The following is a 22,932-nucleotide window of genomic DNA, read 5'->3' as shown; positions in this document are numbered from 1 at the left end:
TCACTTTTGACACATCCTTACAAATACCTTTTCAACGTGATAGCTGCTGCCTATTTTGGCTTTTACAACATATATTTGTTGTCCGTCAACGGCTATACGGAAGTTATTAGATAGCTTGTTGCTGCTATAAACTAATGCCCCCGAGATATTGTATATCTGCAAACTGCTGATGGAACTTTTCGACTGGATATGGATATATCCGTCTGTTGAAGTAACATTCAATTCACTTATAGAAATAGCTTCGTTACCCACACCAATACCTGTGTACACTGCACTCAGGCTGAAACGATCGTTCAACTCAATTACCTTATCATTAGCCGAAGCCTTCGTTACCATGAAAGTATATGACGGATTCGCCTTAATATCAATCTGTTTATTATTCAGTGCATGGTCAATTAGGTACACATCATATCCAAACGTAGCCATACCGGAGAAATCAAATGTTACCTGCCCTGCATTTTTCACCCGAAGCCCCAATTTAGTTGTTGTGCTCTGGAAGTCGTTGCTTGAGTTGATAGCCAAAGGATCTTTCGTCGGAGAGAAAGAATAAACGGCAACAGAGGCATTCGAATAGAACAACTTGCCGGCATCCTCTTTGCTATTATAGTTAGGCGACGATTCCGGATGATAGAACAATGCCGTAGCACTGGAGACGCCATTCTGTGTAGCCTTGATACGAAGAGTGTTTGTTTCTTCCGTTGCAGCACGTAATACATAATCGCCAGTGTTTGAGGAATTAACTGTAGTTGTCCAGTCGGGGTTCATATTCAATGTTCCAAGTGTAGTATTTGCATTGTTCTTTTTGACAAAGAATGATTGTAGCGGAGCAATCAGACCTGCATTTTTAGTATTTGTGTTAAACCACTCATCAGCATTATCAATGATATATCGTTGACCTTCGGTTAAATCGGGCTTAATCGTGATCAGATCACCTGTACTACTATTCGGATCGGAACTTGTTCCTCCACTCCATATCTTAATAGATTGCTCCAGATCGGTGTTATTATTAAGAAATTTCCTAATATCCAAATAGGCCATAAACGGATTGACTACCTGTACGTAATTGTACCCTGATATATCGCCTGATACTGGAATTTTATTATTTCTTATAATTACACTATCCGAAATAAAACGTCCACTATATGCTCGGGTAAGTCCAACATACGGTGTGTTATCACTAGCCGTATATTCTGTTTCAGTCCGTGGGAAAGTAAAAACACTATCCTTATTGGCTGTAGTATTGATTACTTTAATATTAAATGCTTGTCCAAGTGACAGTCGCGTTCCAAGATGTTTGAAGGTTGTTGTAAAATAATTACCTACAGCAGCTCCATTATTATCAGGATTCGTATTTTGGAAAAAGTTCATATATACATCTCCCCACTGAGGAGTTCTGCCGTCACTCTTCTTAAAATGATAGTCACCCGAATACATATCCAATAACGGAGCAGACCACATTACGAACCTGTTTCGTTCAGTAGCTTTCAGCTTCAGATTAATGTGAGCATTACCTTTGTAGTCGAGATAATTAATTTTAGCAATCATCGCACGGTCATCTATGATGATATTGTTACAGAAAGCATCACTTGTCAGCTCCGGATAATTGGTTAATCCTGAAGGGATAATAACATCTACACAAGTAGTAGGTACATATGTAACAGGTGTTTCCACTCCATTCTTTAGCTTTACCCAGTTACGAGGATCATGCCAGTTTCTATCAACATTGCCTGTCCATTTCATTGAAATATAATCCGTTGGGGATTGAGTGAGTAGTGAGACGGTCAACTTTCCTTTGGGGAAACTCAAGCTCTCATACTCTGTATTCGTGCTGGGTATCCTTGGTTGAACATAGTATGTAACATTTGCTGTTAAATTAGGGACAATATATGTTGGAGTTGGACCTTCCAAGTAATTACCCTTACTATCATACCAATAAAATTGTGTACCGGTAGGCTTCACTCTTAATTTTATAGGATACTGTCCTGTGGAATAACAAGTCGCAAATGAACCTGTTGCACTTTGTAATACATAGATATAAACAGTTGTAGTTCTATCTCGGTATTCTCCGGATGCAGGATCTGTAAATCTAAATCGATATTGAAACTTATCTACAACGCCATCTGTCAAACCACTTGCTCCATTATTGCTGTATATAATTTTTGAATTTCGCCCTTGCCCTACACAAGTGATTTGTCCTGATTGAGGTCCTGAACCCGGCACGATTGAGTCACATAAACTAAAGCCTGTTGAAAATACATTATCAGGAAGAATATCATTACTAAGTAGATCAATTATCACTGCCATATACTCCTGTACAGTTGCTGCATCAGGAAATACATTAGACTTAGCCGCACGTGCCGTTTGATCATCCCAGGAACAATCCCTGAAAGCACGACTAGCAACACCTATCCCTTGACTAGGATCGGGGGATCCGTCTTTTAATGAATTTAATCCGAATTTCCAGGTATCATTCAAGTTTGTATCACTATCATCGCCTAACCTTATATAGTACACTACCTCAGGATCATCAATCCCTACATCCGAAACTCTAATGCGGATTTCCTGGCCTGCAGGAATAGCTTCATCTACTAAAGCAACTGTATTGTTATTAATCACTTCATATAATCCTGCTAACTCATATTTTCCAACGATATTCGCCTTAGCTATAGAGCCTTTATACACCATAACAGGCGTATTGGTTGATATATCTGTTTGAGCAGTCGAATGATTTCCTATAGTTACATCTATATATCCAGTCATCAATTTGGGCCTTTTACTTACATCAGGATCGTCGCTATCGACAATATAAGCTTCGGTAAGGAAAACAATCGGTTCATAATAATTATTTAGCGGATCACCAGCATCTTGGGTTACCATAAAATCAGCGGCCTGAAATATATTCCCATTAAAAGGTTGATAATCGTACATTACCTTCATATCCCCCTTATCATTATACGCCTTTCTGCTGTATTTATATTGAAGTGGGTTAGTAATCCGCTCTGCAGGTGTGGGAACTGTTAGATCCGGTTTTATTTTAAACGGAGAATACATAAACTGGTTCCATACAGGCCAAGCCGGAGCAAATTTATCTCCATTTGTCCCAAAAACTTGTATATATCCATCATATGAGTCAGAATAACTGACACCTGCAGATGCTGCAATTGTAATAATTTCGGCGGAAGCATCATTATTTACATCAACTATCACAGGATATTCGAAACCTGTAGTAGTTCTAGCCCCTTGAGAAAATACAGTGGAAGCTGCATTTGCTTTAGGTACATTTCCCTTTATAATACGAATTGTTTCTTCATCTTTATAACATATCTCCTGAACCCCATCATTATCAAAATCGAATAGAGTAAATCCGGTGTCTGCAGATCTGTCATGGTGTTCCAAAGCAAAAGATAATTTGAGCCGTTGATTAGTTGTTGTTGCTGTTTCATCCCATGTAAAGGCAACCATATCTCCCTCGCGAGTACCTCCGGTGGTGGGAATACCACTTGTTCCATTCAAGTTAGGATGACGTGCAACAGTGGTTGAGGCGTAATTATAACTTCCACCTAACACCGCTATTTCCGGTAAACGATATACTTTGGTTACCCCATTCTCAACAACACGTTGTTCTCTTCCATCAATATCACCAATGTGCACATAAGAATTATTACCCCAACTACTACTACCAGCACTTAAGGGTGCTGTTATATCAGCCATTATATATGGCGTTGGTTGGGCGCTTCTTTGTAGTTTTCCTTGAGCATCCAATATTGGTTTTCCTTTATGCGTATATTCTGTCATCTGGAAAAAACCAGGATTCCAAACAATAATACGAACTGTACCTGAGGATGCGCTGTCATCTGTCCTTTTTACTACTACAACATCAGGTATGTCATCACCATTTATGTCTGCAATACCCGTACGACCATCGGGAATACTCAAGGCAGAAGCAGCATTAACAAGGCTTGAAGTTCCATCAGATAAGTTAATGTCATAGTAAAGGTTTCCACCCGCTATATAATCATACTTTCCATCAAAGTTCATATCATAGGTACTACTAAAATTAATAGCTCTGTCACCTCCAGGTCCTCGGGTTGCTCCATAGTCTTTCCCAACATGTACAGATGTACCTGCTGAAGTAGTTAAAGTCCCTAACGTTACTAATAAATCTCCAGTTTCCGCATCAAAAATCTTATTATAAACTAAAACTTCTGCTCTACCATCTCCATCAAAATCTAATACTTGAGGTATAGGTTTAGATAATTGAGTCTCATTCGAAGAATGGTATTTGCTATTCCAGACCCTTTCTAACCTATATGTTCCATCAGTTTTTTTTATTATATCATATGAAATGACTGAACTTGAATAACCTGAAGAGGAAGATGGGCTTACATCATATGATGTTGCAAGAATCAACTCCGCATGTTTTGTTTCACCAGTAGCTAAATTTTTCCCGGCTCTTCTTGTATTCACTAAAGCCATATAGGATGGAGGCGTATGATATCCTTCTCCACGAGCAAATGTAAATCCAAATGATATAGCTGATATCAATTGTCCATTTTGCCCATTATAGATACGTATACCTCTCATAGTTGGGTTTGAGCTTCCTGTGGTTTCCATCGCTACAATCTCAGGGTATTCATCACCATCAATACTTCCCACCAAGGGAATCATATACGTATGTATTGGTGTAGATGAATTATCGCTGCCATAAAATATTCGCCTTGATTTAAACTCTATTTGTCCCATTTCATCAAAGCAGGTTTGCGGATAATCAAGTGGATCATTCAATCCAGGTGGAGGCAATAAAGTAGATGGTTGATATGTGCTTTTGTCATACACTAATGTTTTTACAGAGAATGTTTTAGTATGCGTACAACCATACTGGTCGATTCCGGAGACAGTAACATCAAATTCAAAATACTCTGCATTACGAGAAGTATTAGGAGTAAAAGTAACCATCGAGCCTACAGGATTTGAAATCGTACCGTTACTCAAACTATTTGTAGATACTGAAAAAGTTACGTTTGTTTTTGATATCCCTTTAGGGTATTGGGCAATTAACTGAGACAAATCGTAATTGACAGTTTGTGGTGCAGAAGGGTTTCCATTACTGTCGTATATACTGGAAATAACTCCCAATATATTAACTTGAAATCTAAGTAAATCTATCGAACCTATTGAGATTGGACTATATCTTGTTTCGCTATCTTGGTCAATAGACATATCTATGTCACGATCTGATACACCTGTGTCTGAATATAAAGAAGTTAAACTCCCCCCTTTCCCTAATATCACATCTTCAGAAGCCCCAATAGTAAGAAAACGATGAACCTGTTTGCCAGGTTCTGTATCGGTGCTTAATGTTGTATTAAACTGTTGGTTAAACATCGTTGAAATATCTGTTCCTCCAGAATTACCTTTAGCATTAAAATACAAAAATCCACTATAGGTTTGTGTATTTCTATAAGAGTTTGCATAATAGGCTGTATTGTTATTATAAACAGTATATGTGTTGTCGGTGGTAAATGGATATCTAACTATAATATTATTAATGAGTACAGCTGCAGCTCCTAAAGTAATTACACCTGAATTATATACTGTATTGTTAAAGAATTTCACGGAAGATTGGGCTATAAAAAAACCTCCGGTTGTATTACCTGAAAAAGTATTATTGTATATAGTAGCAGTCCCTAACTGAACATAGATAAGATTCGTTGATGCACCTATATTATTGGAAATAATACTACTATTAGAAATATTTAAGATAGAACCTGCATAATTTACGTGAAACAAGCGTTGCCCGCTATTATTAATATTTCTTATCGTAACACCATTTAAGTTCAGAGTATTATATCCGTTTTGTAGTATAATCAAATTATTACTGCCACTACTAAAATTATCAATAAAGATATTTTTTAACGTAAGCGTCAGGCGCGTTCCGTCAGTACGCCTAAGATATAAATTAAGAAAAGAGATTCCGGAATCACTTGTAAATGTTACTGGATCCCCTGAACCGTATGCATCAAAAGTAACCTTTTTGCTATTCCATATCGAATTGTTAAATCCTGTTGAAACGCTTGGAGTAAATGAAGCAGTTATAGAATACGGTGCGCCTCGTTGAAAATAGATGTTCACATTTGCATCTGACGTAACAGAAGTTGATGACATTATTATATCAGAATAAAACGTACTGTAGCTCATTGGGCTAGTGTCGCTTGAACCATTTCCTGTTCCGTTCTGCGAAACATATATATCCCTCGCTCCTACCTGAAAGATTGTAAAAGTAAGGGCAAAGAATAATAGGGTTGTTTTAGCTATCAAATATTTTTTCATATTACATTTTATATAGATTAGTTTGGAATAAAAAGATATGCTTCAATAATGGGATTTTCTTCTTTCCCAATAGAAGTAAAACACATTTAAGAAGCTTTTGTTGAAAGTGCAATAAATAATACAGGTTTAACTTCCTGTTAATATTGAGGGCTCATTTTTATCGGTCATATACCTTATCCTTTTTTAGTTAGTCTCTAATTATTATACTTTTTCGAAATAGAAATATTGAGCAAATATATAAAAAAAGGATGTGAATATTTCTAATTGCATAAATAATAATGGTAAAATTGCACAAATATGCGTAAAAATAATAAATTTGAGAATGTGATAGCTGATGTTTGCTTTCAAATGCAATGTGGGTCATTGAAATAATGGTCTACCTTCTGACACACCTCTCTTTAATTTCGTACCTTTATGCCCGAATAATAATCAAATTATGGCAATAAAGAATGTTGTGTTTGACTTGGGAGGTGTGATTATAGACCTCGACAGTCAGGAACCTATCCGTCGTTTTAAAGAAATAGGTGTAAAAGATGCGGACGAACTACTGGACGCATATGAGCAAAAAGGTATCTTCCTGGAGATAGAAGACGGGAAGATTAGTGTAGAAGAGTTTTGTGAGAAGTTGAGGGCGCATGCCGGAAAAGACTTGACTTTTGAGCAGATCGCTTGGGCATGGCTGGGATTTGTGGTAGACGTACCTCAATATAAACTGGATTTCATCACCCAATTACGAGAAAAGTACAAGGTTTATTTGCTAAGCAATACGAACCCTATCATTCAGGAGCAATGGGCACGAACCAACAAATTCTCGGAAGCCGGACGCCCGATAAATGATTATTTCGACAAGATGTACACCTCTTATGAAGTAGGTGTTACGAAACCAAGCTCAAGAATATTTGAATATATGATAAAAGACAGCGGAATGCTGCCTTCGGAAACTTTGTTTGTTGACGATGGAGCCAAGAACATTGAAGTTGGAAAATCATTAGGCATGTATACTTATCAACCGCTAAACGGTGAAGACTGGCGAAATCCAATCGATAAAATCCTTCAGGAGACCCGATAAAAATAACTCCCGTCTGATTTTATTTCAGACGGGAGTTATTTTTTATCAGACAGGTTTCGTTTTGTATTGAGACGCTTCCTGTTTTATTGTATACCGCGTTCGCGGAGTTTCAGTTGCCAGTTCCAGGCAGTGATTAGGGTGTCTTCTACCGTTTCTTTGGCTGTCCAGCCTAATACATTGTTGGCATGTTCGGGGTTTGCCCAGACTTTTTCTATATCCCCTTCGCGGCGTGCTACAATCTTGTAGGGGACTTTTACGCCTGTTCCTTTCTCAAAGGCTTGGATCAGTTCGAGAACAGATACGCCACGTCCGGTACCGAGATTGAATATCTCCATATTGTCTTTTGATTTGTTTTCCAGCATACGGTTGATAGCTATCACATGCGCTTTGGCTAAGTCTACTACATTTATGTAGTCACGGATACATGAGCCGTCGGGAGTATCATAATCATCGCCGAAAACGCTTAGCTCCTGGCGGATACCCATAGCCGTTTGCGTTACAAAAGGAACCAGGTTCTGAGGTACACCGTTGGGTAACTCGCCGATCTCTGCACTTGGATGAGCACCTATCGGGTTGAAGTAACGAAGAATAATACTTTTGAAAGGTAATCCGGCATAGATCGCGTCACGGATAATTTCTTCGTTTATCTGCTTGGTATTCCCATAAGGAGATAATGCTGGCTTGATAGGAGCATCTTCTGTTACAGGAAGAATGTCGGGCTGTCCGTAAACCGTACAAGAAGAAGAGAACACAATTCCTTCTACATTGTATTCGGGCATAATTTCCAAAAGATTGAGTAATGTAACGATATTGTTACGATAGTATTCCAAAGGCTTATGAACCGATTCACCTACGGCTTTACTGGCTGCAAAGTGAATGATTCCTTTGATTCCTTTATGTTCTACAAATATATTTTGTAAACCGATTTTGTCGTTACAATCCATTTCATAGAATATAGGGCGGATACCGGATATTTTCTCTATACCGTCTATCACATCCTTATTGGAATTGGATAAATTATCTACAATTACTACTTCATAGCCTGCAGCCTGGAGTTCTACTACCGTGTGCGAACCGATGTATCCGGTTCCTCCCGTTACTAAGATTTTTTTCTTCATTTTCCCTTTTTAATGTCAGGTTATACAATTCCCGAGAAACCCATAAAGGCCATGGCCAGCAGTCCGGCTGTAATCAATGCGATTGGCGTTCCTTTCATTCCTTCCGGTATACGCGTCATAGCGAGTTGTTCTCGGATACCTGCAAAGATAATCAAAGCTAGGGCAAATCCAATGGCTGTAGACACTGCATATACGATTGCCTGTAACAAATTATAATCTTTTTGGATAACAAGAATGGCTACCCCGAGAATGCAGCAGTTGGTGGTAATCAGCGGAAGAAATACACCCAACGCTTGGTATAGGGCAGGGGATACCTTCTTTAATACAATTTCTACCATTTGCACCAATGCCGCGATAATAAGAATAAACGTAATGGTCTGCATAAAACCAAGGCCGAAAGCATCCAATACGTATTTCTGAACAAGGAAGGTTACAATTGTAGCGATAGTAAGTACAAAGGTAACGGCGGCTCCCATGCCTACAGCTGTTTCTACTTTTTTGGATACACCTAAAAAAGGACAGATACCCAGGAATTGCGCTAATACAATGTTATTAACGAAAACCGCAGCTATAAAGATTAATATATATTCCATAATATGAAGTATTTTCAGGCTTTACGTAGTTTGTTTACAAGAGCGATGAGGAATCCCAAGGCAATAAAAGCTCCGGGGGCTAATACGAAGATCAGTGAACCGTATTCTTCCGGCATGATTGTCAATCCGAAGAATTTACCGGTACCCAGTAATTCGCGGACAGTACCCAGCAAGGTGAGCGCCAGAGTAAAGCCTAATCCCATTCCCAAGCCGTCAAAGGAAGAAGCGATAATGCCGTTTTTAGCGGCAAAAGCCTCTGCACGTCCCAATACAATACAGTTTACAACAATCAACGGAATGAATAATCCCAGACTGGCATACAATGCCGGGACAAACGCTTCCATACACATCTGGACAACCGTAACGAAAGTGGCAATCACAACGATATACCCCGGAATACGCACCTGATCGGGAATCAGATTCTTTAGGGCTGAAATAGCAATATTAGAACATACCAGCACAAAGGTTGTAGCCAGTCCCATACCCAGTCCGTTGATGGCAGAAGAAGTAGTCCCCAATGTAGGACACATTCCCAGCAATAATACGAAGATTGGGTTTTCTTTAATGATACCGTTTGTCAATACTTTTATCTTACTCATGGTTGCCTCCTTCCTTTGTTTCTGATGAGGTAGTTGCTTCGGGTGCTGATTCGGTAGCACCTGTACTGCTGTCTGTTCCTTTGTACGCGCTATATGCTCTGTTGATAGCATTCAGAAATGCCCGGCTGGTAATAGTTGACGCTGTAATGGCATCAATCTCTCCGCCGTCTTTACTTACTTGCAGATTGCCTGAAGCAAGTGAGCGGCCAATTACGCTCTGGTTGTTTTTATCCGTTTTGAACCACTCTTGCATTTTAGAGCCCAGTCCGGGTGTTTCAGCATGTTGGAGTACCGAGTAATTGATAATCTTTCCTTCTGTGTCAAAGCCTACAATCACTCTAATCTCTCCGCTAAACCCGTTTTTTGTATTACTTTCTACAGCAACGCCAACCGGTTTCCCGTCCTTTATAGCCGGATAAATCAGTAGGGAGTCGCCATCTGAGGTAACAGCTTTATAACATTCATTTATAGGGTTGTTGTCAAATGCGGGAGTTACTTCTTTTACTGCCGCTTCCAAAGCAGCCGCTTTAGAGAGGGCGATAGGACCGGAAGTATACATATTCACTCCGGCCAGGATAGCTCCGGCAGACACACATATAATGGTCAGTGAAAGGAGCATATTGGGTAATGTTGATCTTAATTTTTCCATGCTTATTTCCCTCCGAAGTGTTTAGGTTTGATATAACTGTTGATAAGGGGCGTAAGAGCATTCATTATAATGATGGCAAATGATACACCTTCCGGATATGAACCAAACAGGCGGATAACAGTTGTTAGTACTCCTATCCCTATGCCATACACGATCATTCCTGCTTTACTCATGGGCGAAGTCACATAATCAGTCGCCATAAAGATGGCTCCCAGTAACAAACCGCCGGATAGCAGATGTACCGCCGGATTGGCGTACGTATATGGAGCTACTCCGTGCATAATACCGGTGAATATGGCAACTGTACCAATGATAGCAACTGGAATATGCCAGGTAATAATCTTCCGTACCAACATATATACTAAGCCTAATAAAAGAGCAATAGCACTTACCTCGCCAAGGCTTCCTCCCATGTTACCCAATGCCATGTCGGCATACGAGGGCAGATTGTTTGTTCCCCCTTTTATCAGGGAAAGAACGGTGGCACCTGTTTCGGCATCCATGTAGTGCGTAGACAGAGCTTCCGGAACCGGCCAGGTAGTCATTTGAGCCGGAAAAGAGATCAGCAGGAAAACACGCCCGATCAGTGCTGGGTTAAAGATGTTGGAACCTAATCCGCCAAAAGGCATTTTTCCGATACCAATAGCCGCTAATGCACCGATAATAACAATCCATACAGGAAGATTAGACGGAAGGTTAAACGCTAGAAGAACACCTGTGAGAATGGCTGACCCATCCCAGATCGTAGGCTCTTGCTTGCGCAGGAATTTTTGAATAAGATATTCGATGATCACACAGGATAGCACCGATACGGCAGTGACAATCAAGGCTCCCAGCCCAAAGTAGTACAAAGATACCAGAAAGGCTGGAACGAGGGCGATCAGCACGCCATACATATTTTTGCTTATACTATCGCCCCCGTGTATGTGAGGCGAAGGAGATATAATTAATTTATTTTCCATATAGAGCTGTTTTTAAGACTTTCTGGCACGTATGATACCCATTACTTTTCCTTTACCCAAACGAATATAATCCAACAGGACGCGGTTGGCCGGACAAGTATAACTGCATGAACCACATTCGATACAGTCTACAATATTATTTTTCTCAGCCAATTCCCAGTTGGAGAATTCTGTCGCATCCATTAATAAGGTAGGGTTTAATCCCATCGGACATACGTTTACACACTTGGCACAGCGGATGCAGTTGTACATTGGTTTGCGCACAGCTTCAGCCTCAGACAGGAGTAGTATTCCTGAACTACCTTTTGTTACCGGGACTTCCGTACTGATAAGTGCTTTCCCCATCATGGGACCTCCACCGATGATCTTTCCGGTGTTTACTGGTAATCCACCGGCTGCATCAATCAACTTACTGATAGGAGTACCAATGCGAACTAACAGGTTAGACGCGTTGGATACGTTTTTTCCGGTAACAGTGACTACCCGTTCAATCAAAGGTTTGTTCTTTTGTACAGCTTCGTATACGGCATAGGCTGTTCCTACGTTCTGCACAACAGCTCCTACAGATATGGGGAGTGATCCGCTTTTCACCTGACGGCGAATAACGGCATCAATCAATTGCTTTTCACCACCTTGCGGATATCTTGATTTTAAAGGCATAACTTCGATACCTTTATACTCTTTTGCCAGATTTTCAAAATGGCTGATAGCGTCGGGTTTATTCTTTTCAATGCCAATAACAGCCTTGTCAACTTCAATCGCTTTCATCAGGATAGAAATACCGCAAAGAGTCTCTTCTCCTTTTTCCATCATCAGGGAGTGGTCTGAAGTAAGGTAGGGCTCGCATTCGGCAGCATTGATGATTAATACTTCTGCTTTATTTCCGGGAGGGGGCATTAGCTTTACTTGCGTAGGGAATGTGGCACCTCCCATGCCTACGATACCGGCTTCTGTTATTTTGTCGATAATTTCTTTGGCAGAAAGGGCACAGGTTTTTGCCAGTTGGTTGCTACGATCAATGGATTCTTCCCATTCGTCACCTTCTACGTCGATATAGATGGCCGAACGTTTGTATCCGCTGGCATCTATGGCATTATCAATCTTGTTTACTTTGCCGGATACGGAAGAGTGGATATTGGCAGATACAAAACCACCGGATTTACCGATTAGGGTACCTACCTTCACAACGTCTCCCTTTTTTACCACTGCCTGAGCGGGCGCTCCGATATGTTGGCTCAAGGGGATAATTACCTGCTCCGGTATAGCAAGAGGCGTGATTTTCTTTCCTGCAGACAGTTTGTTTTCAGGTGGATGTATGCCTCCTATTCGAAATGTCCTTAGCATATTATAGATTTGTTTTATTTTGTTTCTTCTTGGGTTTCTTTAGTCTCGACAGCTTCCTTACGGGGTGGGAAATTGAGTTCGTGAATGGCGTTGGTAGGACAAACGGGAACACACTTCCTGCATAAGCGACATTTCTGGTAGTCAATATAAGCCAGATTGTTTTCGATAGTTATCGCTTCAAACGGACATTCTTTCTGGCATTTACTACATCCTATACAGGCATTGTCGCATGCTTTCTTAGCTATACCTCCTTTGTCTTTGTTTATACAGCTAACGAAAATACGGCGTGATTTTGGTCCTTTTTTCCTCAGTTCGATAATGTTTTTAGGACATGCTTTTACGCAGGCGCCGCAAGCAGTACATTTATCGTCAATCACTTCAGGAAGAAGTGTTTCCGGATTTATATGAATAGCATCAAACGTACAGGCCGAAACACAATCTCCATATCCGAAGCAGCCATACGAACAGCCGGTTTCTCCTCCGTACAAGGATGCTGCAATGGCACAATTTTTGGCTCCATCGTATTGGTTAGTACGCGGGCGGGCTTCGCAAGTTCCATTACAACGTACTACAGCTACCATCGGGTCGGAAGTACTGGCTTCTTTTCCTAATATGGAGGCTACATTATTCATCACATCAGCTCCACCTACCGGACAGAATAAACTATCCAACGACTCTGCTTTTACGCAAGCAGCGGCAAAACCTGAACATCCGGGATACCCGCAACCTCCGCAGTTGGCTGCCGGTAAAACATCCTGAACCTGTGCAATACGGGGATCTTCATATACTTCAAACTTTTTTGAAGCAGCATACAAAAGAACCGCGCCTACAACTCCGATTCCTCCTAAGGAAATAATGGCGATTAGAATCATGCTATTGATAAATTAGTTTTCTGTTTTTTAAGGGTGAAAATGAATTTCTTTTTTAGTTTATCGCGTGTAATATATAACACTCCATAATAAAATAACAAGATTGATAAACCTGTCAGTGCGCCAATAAGCTCACTTTGGTAGATGTTAACTGTTAAAGCAATACCAAAGATGATCAGAAATAGGGGAAGTACAAAGGCCAGGAAAACAGCCTGAAGCCCCATAGAGCTTTGTCCGCTTATAACAACTTGTTCGTTTACATGGAAAGAACCTGTGGTATCAGGTATCTCTATGATTTTATCTTTACTGTCGGCAGCCATACACATTGATTTGGCATGGCATCCTGCACAGGCTGATTGTTGTATAATTTTGACGAAGACTGTATGATCGCTAATTTTCTCTATTACCCCGCTATGACATATTGTATCTTTCATGTTTGTAATCTCGACATTGCAAAATCAAGGCAAAAGTAAGTATTATTTGGAAATTATGTCATTATTTCCAAATAATATTTAGCCAATAAGTATATTTAACTTACCATTTGTAATTGAATCCGAAACTCAGGAGTTCGTTCAACTGGAAATTACTTCTGTCTTCATTCCCAGTTTTCTTATCGTCATACCTTGGATAGAAATAGATACGAGTAGAGAAAAAGCGACTGATAGCCAATGTCAGGGTGTTTTCAAATTCTATTAAGTTTTCGTCCAGATTGGTTTTGAAATACAGACGGGATTGCCACGAGATGTTTCTGTTAAAGTTCATTAGCATCTCTACGCGTACAGACGGACCGAATATGTGTTGTACGTTTTTATAGGCGTTTTCTCCTTCTTCCGGATTGTCTTTTTTGTCGAATCCATGTCTGCCTAAATCCATATCCGGACCTTTTTTAGTACTATATTTAAAGGTATAGGCCAATGGAGCCAGATTGACACTTAGTTTGAGATTTTTGTGACGTTTAGTAAATTTCTTCTCCAGATCATATTTCATACCAAGCCCGGCATTGAACATGAATGGCGAAAGGAATGCTGAATATACTTTATGTGTATTTTCTTCATGATTTGTAAATAATTGAGTAATAAACTCAGTATCTAGAGTATAATACCATTTGCTGAATGCTTTATACCCAATATTGTTATGGAATTTGAAAATATCATTTCCTATTTTATAATCACGCAATGTATCATTTGGGGCATTATAGATATTGGCGGTAATTTCCGCTTCATTGGTAATCTGTACTTTATCCTTTTTATAATCATAGCGAAGATAGTTTTTGCTATATATATTAAGGTTGCTACTTCCTCCTTTATGCCAGTTTTTGGAAACATAGTTTTGTGAGAATTGCAGGGCGCTTTCAAAAGAAGACATCCAGTATTGCCTGTCGGGAATAAACTTCTGTGGGGCATCTACATCATCAAAGCTAACATCAGATTTAACCAAGATGGGCATTTCTTTCTGGATAGGCTTTCTGATATATTCCGTGACTACAGTTTCTCCTGGCAAATCCCGTTCCGAATAGCGGAAATAGTCCAGATGGTTTATTTCAATACGCTGGAGTGTTGAATCATTTATCGCTTTTTTTCTGAAATAGTCAGCAAACAAGGTCGTGTCTGGTTTGTACATAAAGTCGTATGGACTTTTATGTTTGACTATATCTTTATTATAAAACGTTAAATCGGCTGGTAAAATATTACCTCTGAACAAAGGAGTCAGAAAAAGGTCGTTGATAATAATTGTATCCCTGAAAGTCATGTAATTGTGAAAAGCATTGGATGCATCTCTTACCAATCTCGCCCAATATAGTGCTTCGTCAGAGATATTTAGCTCGTCTTTCTTTACGAATCTTAACAGGTTGGAACTACTACTGTGTTTAGGGATGGAATAGGTTTTGTTTTGCTTCTCAAACTGCTTATTTAAGTCTATTACGTTATCCAGACTGGATTCGTCAAATATAATTTCCGGGATTGTATCAATAGCCGAAGCCTCGCCTGTTCTACCAAGAGAAGAGTTAATATCCTGAGCTCCGGAATAGAATGTAGCAAATAAATATAAAGCAATACCTACACAATACCTTTTCATCATCATTAAGAATACTTGATTATTAATCGCTGGATATATACTTAAAGTGCAAAAATAAGGAAAAACAATAACAAGCCCTAATCTTTTCATCCCTAAAAGCTGCAATTTAACATTCTCTTCTATACATATGATTTTTGAAAAGTATTAATAGTTTTCTGAAAAAGTATTAATACTTTTCAAAAAAACTATGCATACTTCAAGATATTAAGTTTCGTATGCTCTAAAGAATACACGAAGTCTAATGTTCTCTTTCTTAACAATTTTTTCTTATTTTTGCCTGTCCATTAAAATAAGAAAAAGCTTGAAACCTTTTACAAAGTTAATATTACCCTTATTCATACTGTGTTATATCATTGCTTGTAATGATGATAAGTATATTGATTCTCAATTAGACAAGGCTGAAGTTCTGATGGAACAGCAGCCCGATACAGCACTAGCCATTTTGAAGCGAATAGAAGCTCCAGAAAAACTTTCTGACAAACAATATGCTCTATGGTGCTTATTGTACACACAGGCGCAAGACAAAAACTATGTCAAACATGAGTCTGATTCCTTAATCCGGATAGCCGTCAAACACTTTGAAAACACAAACGACAAACCCCGCTTAATGAAAGCCTGGTATTATAACGCCGTAATTTGCTACGATCTAGGCGATTCCCCACGTGCCCAGGACTACTATTTAAAAGCACTAGAAGCCGGCAAAGACTCAAAAGATCATGCCTTATTGGGACGGATTTACAGCAATTTAGGGCTGATTTACATTTATCAAAATCTTTATCCTACAGCTCTTATATTTCAAAAGAAAGCAGCAGAACATTTTTTATATCTTAAAGATTCGACTAATACAGGACGAACTTTGCAAAATATAGCTCGAATTTATGTTAAGAATGCTCAGCTAGATAGTGCTATTATTTATTATGAACAAACATTGCCTTTTTTGACACAACGAAATAGAGTAGCAATTTGTAATGAAATAGGGAGTTTGTATAAACGGATAGGGGTTTTTGATAAGGCTTTAGAATATATTCAATTAGCTTATAATTCGAGCTTTTTCCAAGATGATATGACTCCTATATATCTTAATTTGGGCGACTTATATCGTAGAATTAGATTACAAGATTCTGCATACTATTATCTAAATTTATGTATACAATCTCCAAATATTCACTCGAAAACAGGTGCTTATCAAAGTTTATCTTATCTTGAGGAACAGAAACATAATTGGTTGCAATATGCAGTTTATCATCAACAATATAGAGCTCTGCAAGATTCTTTAGATAGGATTAAGCAGACAGAAAATATACAACGCATTCAAAGTGTTTTTGATTATCGATTGATTGAGGAAGAACGGGCTTTTCATGAAAAGGAAGCGTATCGGAAAACAGTTTGGTTTTATCGACTTGGAATATTTACTATAGCTTCTTTTGCTGTTCTACTTATGTTATTTTTCTATTTATGGAGAAAAAGACAGTTTGAACGGGAGCGTAATGAAAAAGAGTTACGTATTCGGGAACAAAAATATAGGCATAGTCAAGAGTATATTCTAACCAAAGAACAGGAGATTCAGAAATTGAAAGAAGCTTTGACTGAGGAAACAGATAAGTTGAGTAGAGAATTATTAGCTGCTCAACGAAAAATACTGGATAGTGAAATTAAACAAGATAAAGAAAAGCGGAGTTTGCAAAAAAAATGGAATGAAGAATTTCGTAAAAGCCCAATTCGTCAATTATTTATTTCTGGAAACGAAAGAATAACAAGCAATGACTGGATACAATTAGAAATATGGATAGATCGTATTTACCCTAATATGGTATCTTATTTGAGAAATGTTATACCTACAATAGATGATGAGAAATTGAAGGTTTGTTGTTTAGTCATGATTGGAGTACCAGTAAAGCGAATTGCTCTTTTACTTAATAAAACAAGCTCTGCTATCTCAAAGCGAAAAGAGCGACTATATGAAAGACTCACTGGAAAAAAGGGAAGCGCTAAAGATCTTGACAGTTTCCTGTCTGATATGTTTGAATGGCAGAAAACAAATCATTTTTAAATTTGTCACTTTTTGTCACTTTGATTTGTGTATAAATTCAAATTTAATCTTTTTACTTTGCTGATTAAACATAATTAATTCAATATGAAAAGTTTTGTTCGTGTATTGGTATTATTCCTCATGTTATTTCCTATGACCTTACTGGCGGATGAAAAAGAAAAAGATATACCAGTTGAAGGTGAGTGGGGGGATAATAGAACTCGTTCTATAGACCCGGTTCGTCCGAGGATTTATCTTTTTGATAATGTATTGTCTGTTTATATGGCAGATCCTTTGCAAAATCTGACGATTGTGGTGTCAGACAGTAATGGAAATATTGTGTATCAGGATTGCATATCGTCTAATGCGCCTGGATATACTCATCCTATATATTTAGATGATCAACCACGGGATTACACAATAGTAATTAGTCATTTTTACGGCTATTTGACAGGACGATTTAGCGTTGGGCCGTAATTTTTTAGGTTTTGATAGAAGACTTACACCCGAGAACAGTTGTTTTTCTGTTTTTCGGGTGTATTTTATTTGTTAATCTACTAATGAATTATAAATTTGCTGAATCTATCTGTTAGAGAGAGTGATTATGGAGTTTGATGATTTTTTTAAACGTAAGATTATTCCATTCGAAAGGGAAAATGGCTTATTATATGTGCCTATAGGTTTACGCAATTTTTTTCCAAAGGAAAACAGTGAGTTAGTAGTCTATTTTGAAAAGGAAGAAATAAAGATAAAATATAATGCCACTCGCAATTGGCTGTATGGACTCTCTGATCTTTATGACACACTGGACCTTTTGGTTTATGATATGGTTTGGCTGGCAATTATTGATGATAAAATAAATTTAGGCCGTTGCGATGAAGAAGGAAATATTAATATTTTTCGTTATGAAAACCAAGTTGATATCGTTGATGAAACAAATGAAGATCCGGATCTAACGGAAGATAATAATGATTCCTGTTTTGATAAAATATCTAATTACGTAAAAGGGAATATAGCTGAAGATCGAGTTAAAGAGTATATCCTCCTCCGGGGGCAAGGGCTGTTATCTGTATTTAAACCGGTGATAGATGATAATGGGATTGATTTAATCGTGATGCACAAAGGAGTATTTCATCCGGTATATCTACAGATCAAGTCACGTAGCATAAACAGAGAGGGTAATGAAACCTATTTGACAATTTCAGCAAATACGTTCCATGCACATGAAAGCCTTTATATTATAGGACTTATTTTCAATAAAAAAACACTGGATATTGAAGATAAACTATTAGTGATCCCTTCATGGGAGGTAAATAACAAAGCTCCTCAACCTATCAATGCTAAATATAAATTAAATATCTCATTTGAAGATAATAAAGACAATTACTGGAGCCAATACCTCGTTCATAAAAGTAAATTAGCTGAAAATTTGCTTAAACTAATTTCAGAATAGAAATAAAAAAAGGCCACCTCATAATTGAAGTAGCCTTTCTATTTTAGATTTGATTATAAATTATCTCAGAGTTCCTTGTTGAGCTTCCTGAATCATTTTTTCGTTTGCCATGATCATGATTTCAACGCGACGGTTCAAAGAACGTCCTTCAGCTGTGCTGTTGTCGGCAACAGGATCGTGAATTCCTTTTCCTTCGTATGTCATACGGTCGCTACGAACGCCTTGGTTCATCAGATAATCGTAAACACTTTGAGCGCGTTTTTCAGACAATGTCTGGTTATAGTCTACGCGGCCTGTGTTGTCTGTGTGACCGATAACCTTGATATACGTATCAGGATTACCTTTTAAGCTGCTTCCGAAATTGCGCAAGGCAGTTTTTGAAGCTTCGCTAACGGTACTTGAGTTAGTAGCAAACAGGATACCTGAATCAAAGGTAACTTTTAATGCTTCTCCATCATTTACTGACTCAACAGTAGCTTCAGGGATAGCAGCTTCCAGTTCTTTTTTCTGGTTGTCCATCTTTTTACCAATTAAAGCACCTGCAGCACCACCTACAGCAGCACCAATAATACTACCTAATGCCGTGTTACCTGCTAATGCACCAACGCCAGCGCCTACAGCGGCACCACCGCCTACACCAATCGCGGTTCCTTTAACTGTGTTACTCGCTCCGCAACCGGAGAACAATACGGCCATACAAAGGGCTAGAACAGCCAATACTTTCAAATTTCTCATAACTTCTCTTAATTTTAAAACGATGTTGTTTACTATATAACAAAATTTAGTCAAATATGTTGAGTGAATCGCAATATTCCAGTTCTCCCTGCACGATAAACGTGATGTCGTCGGGCTCAAATTTCCCTATACCGTCTTTCTGTGCATTCTTTACTACATAATTGATCAACTCTTCTTCATCTATTTCTACATCAGTGTCATCATCTTGCTCTTCATCATTGATATAACCTTTTGACTCATAGAAATCGTAGACCAAATCCAGTATATAGACAATATCGTCGTCACTGAACTTTTCTTTCAGATCCAGAGGAAGATAATTTTGAATAAACCTTACCGCATCGTCTTCGTCGTAATCAAACAAATCTTCTTTTTCGCTCATAAAGCCTCTGTTTATTGGTTATAAATATGCTGCAAATATACAATTACTTTTCGATTCTGATTCGTGCATCAACAGCAAATAATCCTCTTTCGGTTGCTACGATCGGATTGATATCTATTTCTTTTATTTCCGGAGAGAAGCGCAATAGGGTGGACAGGCGTACGATGATATCGGCATACTGCTGCTCGTCGATGCCCTTTTGTCCGCGCGTGCCTTTGATGATCGGATAACCGCGTAGCGACCGGATCATGGAGAATGACTCTTCATAAGAAAGCGGAGCCAAGCCGTATGATACGTCTTGCAATACTTCAACAAAGATACCTCCCAGACCGCAGAGTACAATGTGACCAAAACGGTCTTCGTATTTTGCGCCGATGAACAACTCTTGTCCTTTCAGCATCGGCTGCACTAGTACGGCTGTAACGTCTGGTAACTTCATCATTCGCTGATATTCAAAAACCAGATGTTCTTCGCTTTGGATATTCAGGGCTACTCCACCTATATCACTTTTGTGTACAGGGCCTACTACCTTGGCTACTACCGGGTATTTTACCCTTTTGGCAAAGTTTATCAGATCTTTCTTGTCTGCTGAAGCAATCTCTTCTGCCATTGGTATATTGGCCATAGCAAGAACTTTTCGCACATCATCCGGACTCAGGAATCCATCAGGCAGTGATTCTACCAGACGGCGAATCTCAGGTACATTCACTCCATATAACTGAATGTCTGCATTGGCCGGTGTTGGCGTGTTGATCACGCGCGACAGGGCTGTACCTAATGTTACTTCGTCCGAGAAATTCACGTGTCCTTTCTTTATAAAACTTTTTACCTCCGGGCTAGCCGTTACAATAGATGGCAGAACCGGGAAAATAGGTTTCTCACATTCTTCCATCTTCTTATGTAAGACTTCGTATGCGTCATAAAGTTTAACCAGCCCCGGGCTTCCGAAGATAACCATCATCAGGTCTATGTTCTCAAAGTGGTTCTCGCAGTAGTCGATGGCAGTTGCCAGATGCTCGGGAGTACCTGTGCCGATAATGTCGATCGGGTTTCCTACGGCAGCTCCTGGGTATAGTTTTGTTTTTAATTCGTCGGCAATCGGACCGTTCAGGTCCGGAACGTTGATGCGTCCTTTTGATAGGGCGTCAGCTAGCATTACGGCTGGTCCTCCGGCGTGTGTAACAATTGCGCAGTTCTTTCCTTTTACTTCTTTCAGGGTAAAGATACTGGCAACAGTCGTCAGTTCTTCGCGGCTGAAGCAGCGAACGATTCCGGCTTTGCGGAACAAGGCTTCTACTGCCGAGTCTGAACTGGCCATAGCTCCTGTGTGAGAAGAGGCAGCTCGCTTGCCGGATTCTGTACTTCCTGCTTTAATGGCTGCTATGCGACATCCTTTGCGAATCAGGGAAGAGGCGTGATAGAGTAATTTATCCGGATCTTTAATACTTTCCACATAAATCATCTTTATTTTTGAGTCGAATACCGGGTCGAAGCGCTGATCCATATATTCCAGGATGTCTTCTACACCGATTTGCTTGGAGTTCCCCACTGTCCAGACAGATGAGAAGCGCAAACCTTTAGTCAGTGCCGATTCCATGATAAACAAGGCGGTACCTCCGGAACTGGATATAAAGTCTACTCCGTCGGGATGAAATTCAGGTATAGGCTGTGTAAATACGCCGTGGTAGTTCATGTTCATTACCCCGATGCAGTTCGGGCCAATCAGTGATGCCCCGGCATCGTTAGCTATCTTCAGGATTTTATCTTCCAGGATGGCTCCCTCTTTTGTTTCTTCGCCAAAGCCGGCAGATACTACGATAAAGGCCTTTACATTCTTCTCGTTTGCCAGTACCTCCATCACTTCCGGACAGGCGGTGTTCGGTATGGATATAATGGCCAACTCTGTTTCGGGGATATCTTTTACGTGCTTGTATGATTTCAACCCTTGTACTTCTGTTTCTTTGGCGTTTACAACATATAATTCGCCTTTGTACTTTCCGTCCAATAGGTTTCTGACAGTTCTACCACCCGGTTTATGTACATTATTAGACCCTCCAACAACAACGATACTTTGCGGATTTATTAATTCTCGATTGATCATAACGTTTTGACTGTTTTAAATGGTAATTAGAGCTACAAATATAGTATAATTATCCATTTTTGGGCTGTTTTTAGGCTTTTTTGTTTACATTTTGCACGTTTTCAACCAATCGATGGGACGTGTCCTAATAAAAATAGCTCGTGAGCTGTTTTTATCGGCTCGTGAGCTATTTTTATTGGCTTGTGAACTATTTCAGCGCGTAGTAAAGAGCTGCGGCAATGGCTGCTCCGGCAATGGGTGCCAATACGGGTATCCAGGCATATTCCCAATGGCTGCTGCCTTTTCCTTTGATAGGCAAAATGGCATGCATAATGCGAGGCGCCAGATCGCGTGCCGGGTTGATGGCATAGCCCGTAGGCCCTCCTAAAGACAGGCCTATCACCCAAACCGTAAAGGCAACCGGGATAGCGCCAACCGAGCCTAATCCTACCGGCAATGTGCTGTTTGTATCATGCCATGTAATCTCTCCTCCGGTAATATAGAAGACAACAAACATCAGTACAAATGTACCGATCAGCTCAGTCAGGAAATTAATTAGTCACCCCTTAAAAAGCGGCTTTAAGTTTTTCACTTAATAAAATTGTCTGTATCCGTAAAATGATATAGGCAATTTTTTGTTTGTATTT

At 39.3% G+C, this 22,932-nt stretch carries 17 protein-coding genes and 1 pseudogene; 4 read left to right on the top strand and 14 right to left on the bottom strand.

Going from position 1 to position 22,932, the window contains the following annotated elements; genetic code table 11:
• A complete protein-coding gene (locus M2470_RS06385; RefSeq protein WP_280744215.1) occupies positions 1-6,330 on the bottom strand; it encodes a hypothetical protein in 6,330 nt (2,109 codons plus the stop codon).
• Positions 6,331-6,763: 433 nt separating this feature from the next.
• On the opposite strand from M2470_RS06385, the gene M2470_RS06380 reads away from it, so the two are divergent.
• Positions 6,764-7,399 (top strand): HAD family phosphatase, encoded by a 636-nt coding sequence (locus M2470_RS06380; protein WP_280744450.1) that lies wholly within the window; start codon positions 6,764-6,766, stop codon positions 7,397-7,399.
• Between the two features lie 83 nt (positions 7,400-7,482).
• Here M2470_RS06380 and galE read toward each other — a convergent pair whose 3' ends face one another.
• The 9 genes from galE to M2470_RS06335 all read right to left on the bottom strand — a co-directional run bounded on the left by galE (position 7,483) and on the right by M2470_RS06335 (position 15,615).
• Positions 7,483-8,517, bottom strand: coding sequence for a UDP-glucose 4-epimerase GalE (galE, locus tag M2470_RS06375; protein WP_280744214.1), 1,035 nt, complete (start codon positions 8,515-8,517; stop codon positions 7,483-7,485).
• A 20-nt stretch (positions 8,518-8,537) separates the two neighbouring features.
• Positions 8,538-9,110: an electron transport complex subunit RsxA gene (gene rsxA, locus M2470_RS06370; protein WP_280744213.1), complete on the bottom strand. Its 573-nt coding sequence runs from the start codon at positions 9,108-9,110 to the stop codon at positions 8,538-8,540.
• Between the two features lie 14 nt (positions 9,111-9,124).
• A complete protein-coding gene (locus M2470_RS06365) occupies positions 9,125-9,709 on the bottom strand; it encodes an electron transport complex subunit E (protein ID WP_280744212.1) in 585 nt (194 codons plus the stop codon).
• Entirely contained in the window at positions 9,702-10,358 is a 657-nt protein-coding gene (locus tag M2470_RS06360; protein WP_280744211.1) for an RnfABCDGE type electron transport complex subunit G, read from the bottom strand. The genes M2470_RS06365 and M2470_RS06360 overlap by 8 nt, the downstream gene beginning before the upstream one ends.
• A 2-nt stretch (positions 10,359-10,360) precedes the next feature.
• Positions 10,361-11,320, bottom strand: coding sequence for an RnfABCDGE type electron transport complex subunit D (locus M2470_RS06355; protein WP_280744210.1), 960 nt, complete (start codon positions 11,318-11,320; stop codon positions 10,361-10,363).
• Between the two features lie 12 nt (positions 11,321-11,332).
• Positions 11,333-12,664 carry an electron transport complex subunit RsxC gene (rsxC, locus tag M2470_RS06350; protein ID WP_280744209.1) on the bottom strand — a complete coding sequence of 444 codons (1,332 nt, stop codon included), beginning with the start codon at positions 12,662-12,664 and terminating at the stop codon, positions 11,333-11,335.
• A 14-nt stretch (positions 12,665-12,678) separates the two neighbouring features.
• Positions 12,679-13,536 (bottom strand): Fe-S cluster domain-containing protein, encoded by an 858-nt coding sequence (locus M2470_RS06345; RefSeq protein WP_280744208.1) that lies wholly within the window; start codon positions 13,534-13,536, stop codon positions 12,679-12,681.
• Positions 13,533-13,967, bottom strand: a complete 435-nt coding sequence (locus M2470_RS06340) for a SoxR reducing system RseC family protein (RefSeq protein ID WP_280744206.1) — start codon at positions 13,965-13,967, stop codon at positions 13,533-13,535. The genes M2470_RS06345 and M2470_RS06340 overlap by 4 nt, the downstream gene beginning before the upstream one ends.
• A gap of 100 nt (positions 13,968-14,067) precedes the next feature.
• Complete coding sequence (locus tag M2470_RS06335) at positions 14,068-15,615, bottom strand: DUF3078 domain-containing protein (protein ID WP_280744205.1); 1,548 nt, start codon at positions 15,613-15,615, stop codon at positions 14,068-14,070.
• 235 nt (positions 15,616-15,850) lie between these two features.
• Between M2470_RS06335 and M2470_RS06330 the strand changes: the two genes are divergently transcribed.
• The 3 genes from M2470_RS06330 to M2470_RS06320 all read left to right on the top strand — a co-directional run bounded on the left by M2470_RS06330 (position 15,851) and on the right by M2470_RS06320 (position 19,091).
• Entirely contained in the window at positions 15,851-17,659 is a 1,809-nt protein-coding gene (locus M2470_RS06330) for a tetratricopeptide repeat protein (protein WP_280744204.1), read from the top strand.
• An 84-nt stretch (positions 17,660-17,743) separates the two neighbouring features.
• The gene (locus tag M2470_RS06325; protein WP_280744203.1) at positions 17,744-18,115 is read left to right on the top strand and encodes a DUF3244 domain-containing protein; all 372 of its coding nucleotides are present in this window, start codon (positions 17,744-17,746) and stop codon (positions 18,113-18,115) included.
• Positions 18,116-18,242: 127 nt separating this feature from the next.
• Positions 18,243-19,091: a hypothetical protein gene (locus M2470_RS06320; RefSeq protein WP_280744202.1), complete on the top strand. Its 849-nt coding sequence runs from the start codon at positions 18,243-18,245 to the stop codon at positions 19,089-19,091.
• A 60-nt stretch (positions 19,092-19,151) separates the two neighbouring features.
• Here the strand turns inward: M2470_RS06320 and M2470_RS06315 are convergent, their stop codons facing one another.
• From M2470_RS06315 to M2470_RS06300, 4 genes and pseudogenes are all read right to left on the bottom strand, one after another.
• On the bottom strand, positions 19,152-19,826 hold the full coding sequence (locus tag M2470_RS06315) for an OmpA family protein (RefSeq protein WP_280744201.1): 675 nt from the start codon (positions 19,824-19,826) through the stop codon (positions 19,152-19,154).
• 46 nt (positions 19,827-19,872) lie between these two features.
• A complete protein-coding gene (locus tag M2470_RS06310; RefSeq protein WP_280744200.1) occupies positions 19,873-20,205 on the bottom strand; it encodes a hypothetical protein in 333 nt (110 codons plus the stop codon).
• 43 nt (positions 20,206-20,248) lie between these two features.
• Complete coding sequence (locus M2470_RS06305) at positions 20,249-22,306, bottom strand: acetate--CoA ligase (RefSeq protein WP_280744199.1); 2,058 nt, start codon at positions 22,304-22,306, stop codon at positions 20,249-20,251.
• 187 nt (positions 22,307-22,493) lie between these two features.
• Positions 22,494-22,841 (bottom strand): annotated as a pseudogene (locus M2470_RS06300) (aquaporin); the annotation flags it as partial.
• Positions 22,842-22,932: the final 91 nt, after the last annotated feature.

The sequence above is a fragment of the Parabacteroides sp. PH5-46 genome, from assembly GCF_029892785.1.
GTDB lineage: Bacteria > Bacteroidota > Bacteroidia > Bacteroidales > Tannerellaceae > DFXE01.
Note: the sequence above shows the minus strand (reverse complement) of the source record. Positions and strands in the feature narration are given on the sequence as shown.

Excerpts from the sequence above, each read along its gene's own strand:
- M2470_RS06355 (WP_280744210.1), bottom strand. The coding sequence starts at position 11,320 with ATGGAAAATAAATTAATTATATCTCCTTCGCCTCACATACACGGGGGC.
- M2470_RS06335 (WP_280744205.1), bottom strand. The coding sequence starts at position 15,615 with ATGATGATGAAAAGGTATTGTGTAGGTATTGCTTTATATTTATTTGCT.
- M2470_RS06340 (WP_280744206.1), bottom strand. The coding sequence starts at position 13,967 with ATGAAAGATACAATATGTCATAGCGGGGTAATAGAGAAAATTAGCGAT.
- M2470_RS06345 (WP_280744208.1), bottom strand. The coding sequence starts at position 13,536 with ATGATTCTAATCGCCATTATTTCCTTAGGAGGAATCGGAGTTGTAGGC.
- M2470_RS06310 (WP_280744200.1), bottom strand. The coding sequence starts at position 20,205 with ATGAGCGAAAAAGAAGATTTGTTTGATTACGACGAAGACGATGCGGTA.
- galE (WP_280744214.1), bottom strand. The coding sequence starts at position 8,517 with ATGAAGAAAAAAATCTTAGTAACGGGAGGAACCGGATACATCGGTTCG.
- M2470_RS06365 (WP_280744212.1), bottom strand. The coding sequence starts at position 9,709 with ATGAGTAAGATAAAAGTATTGACAAACGGTATCATTAAAGAAAACCCA.
- M2470_RS06305 (WP_280744199.1), bottom strand. The coding sequence starts at position 22,306 with ATGATCAATCGAGAATTAATAAATCCGCAAAGTATCGTTGTTGTTGGA.
- rsxC (WP_280744209.1), bottom strand. The coding sequence starts at position 12,664 with ATGCTAAGGACATTTCGAATAGGAGGCATACATCCACCTGAAAACAAA.
- M2470_RS06315 (WP_280744201.1), bottom strand. The coding sequence starts at position 19,826 with ATGAGAAATTTGAAAGTATTGGCTGTTCTAGCCCTTTGTATGGCCGTA.
- M2470_RS06320 (WP_280744202.1), top strand. The coding sequence starts at position 18,243 with ATGGAGTTTGATGATTTTTTTAAACGTAAGATTATTCCATTCGAAAGG.
- M2470_RS06330 (WP_280744204.1), top strand. The coding sequence starts at position 15,851 with ATGTTCTCTTTCTTAACAATTTTTTCTTATTTTTGCCTGTCCATTAAA.
- rsxA (WP_280744213.1), bottom strand. The coding sequence starts at position 9,110 with ATGGAATATATATTAATCTTTATAGCTGCGGTTTTCGTTAATAACATT.
- M2470_RS06360 (WP_280744211.1), bottom strand. The coding sequence starts at position 10,358 with ATGGAAAAATTAAGATCAACATTACCCAATATGCTCCTTTCACTGACC.
- M2470_RS06325 (WP_280744203.1), top strand. The coding sequence starts at position 17,744 with ATGAAAAGTTTTGTTCGTGTATTGGTATTATTCCTCATGTTATTTCCT.
- M2470_RS06385 (WP_280744215.1), bottom strand. The coding sequence starts at position 6,330 with ATGAAAAAATATTTGATAGCTAAAACAACCCTATTATTCTTTGCCCTT.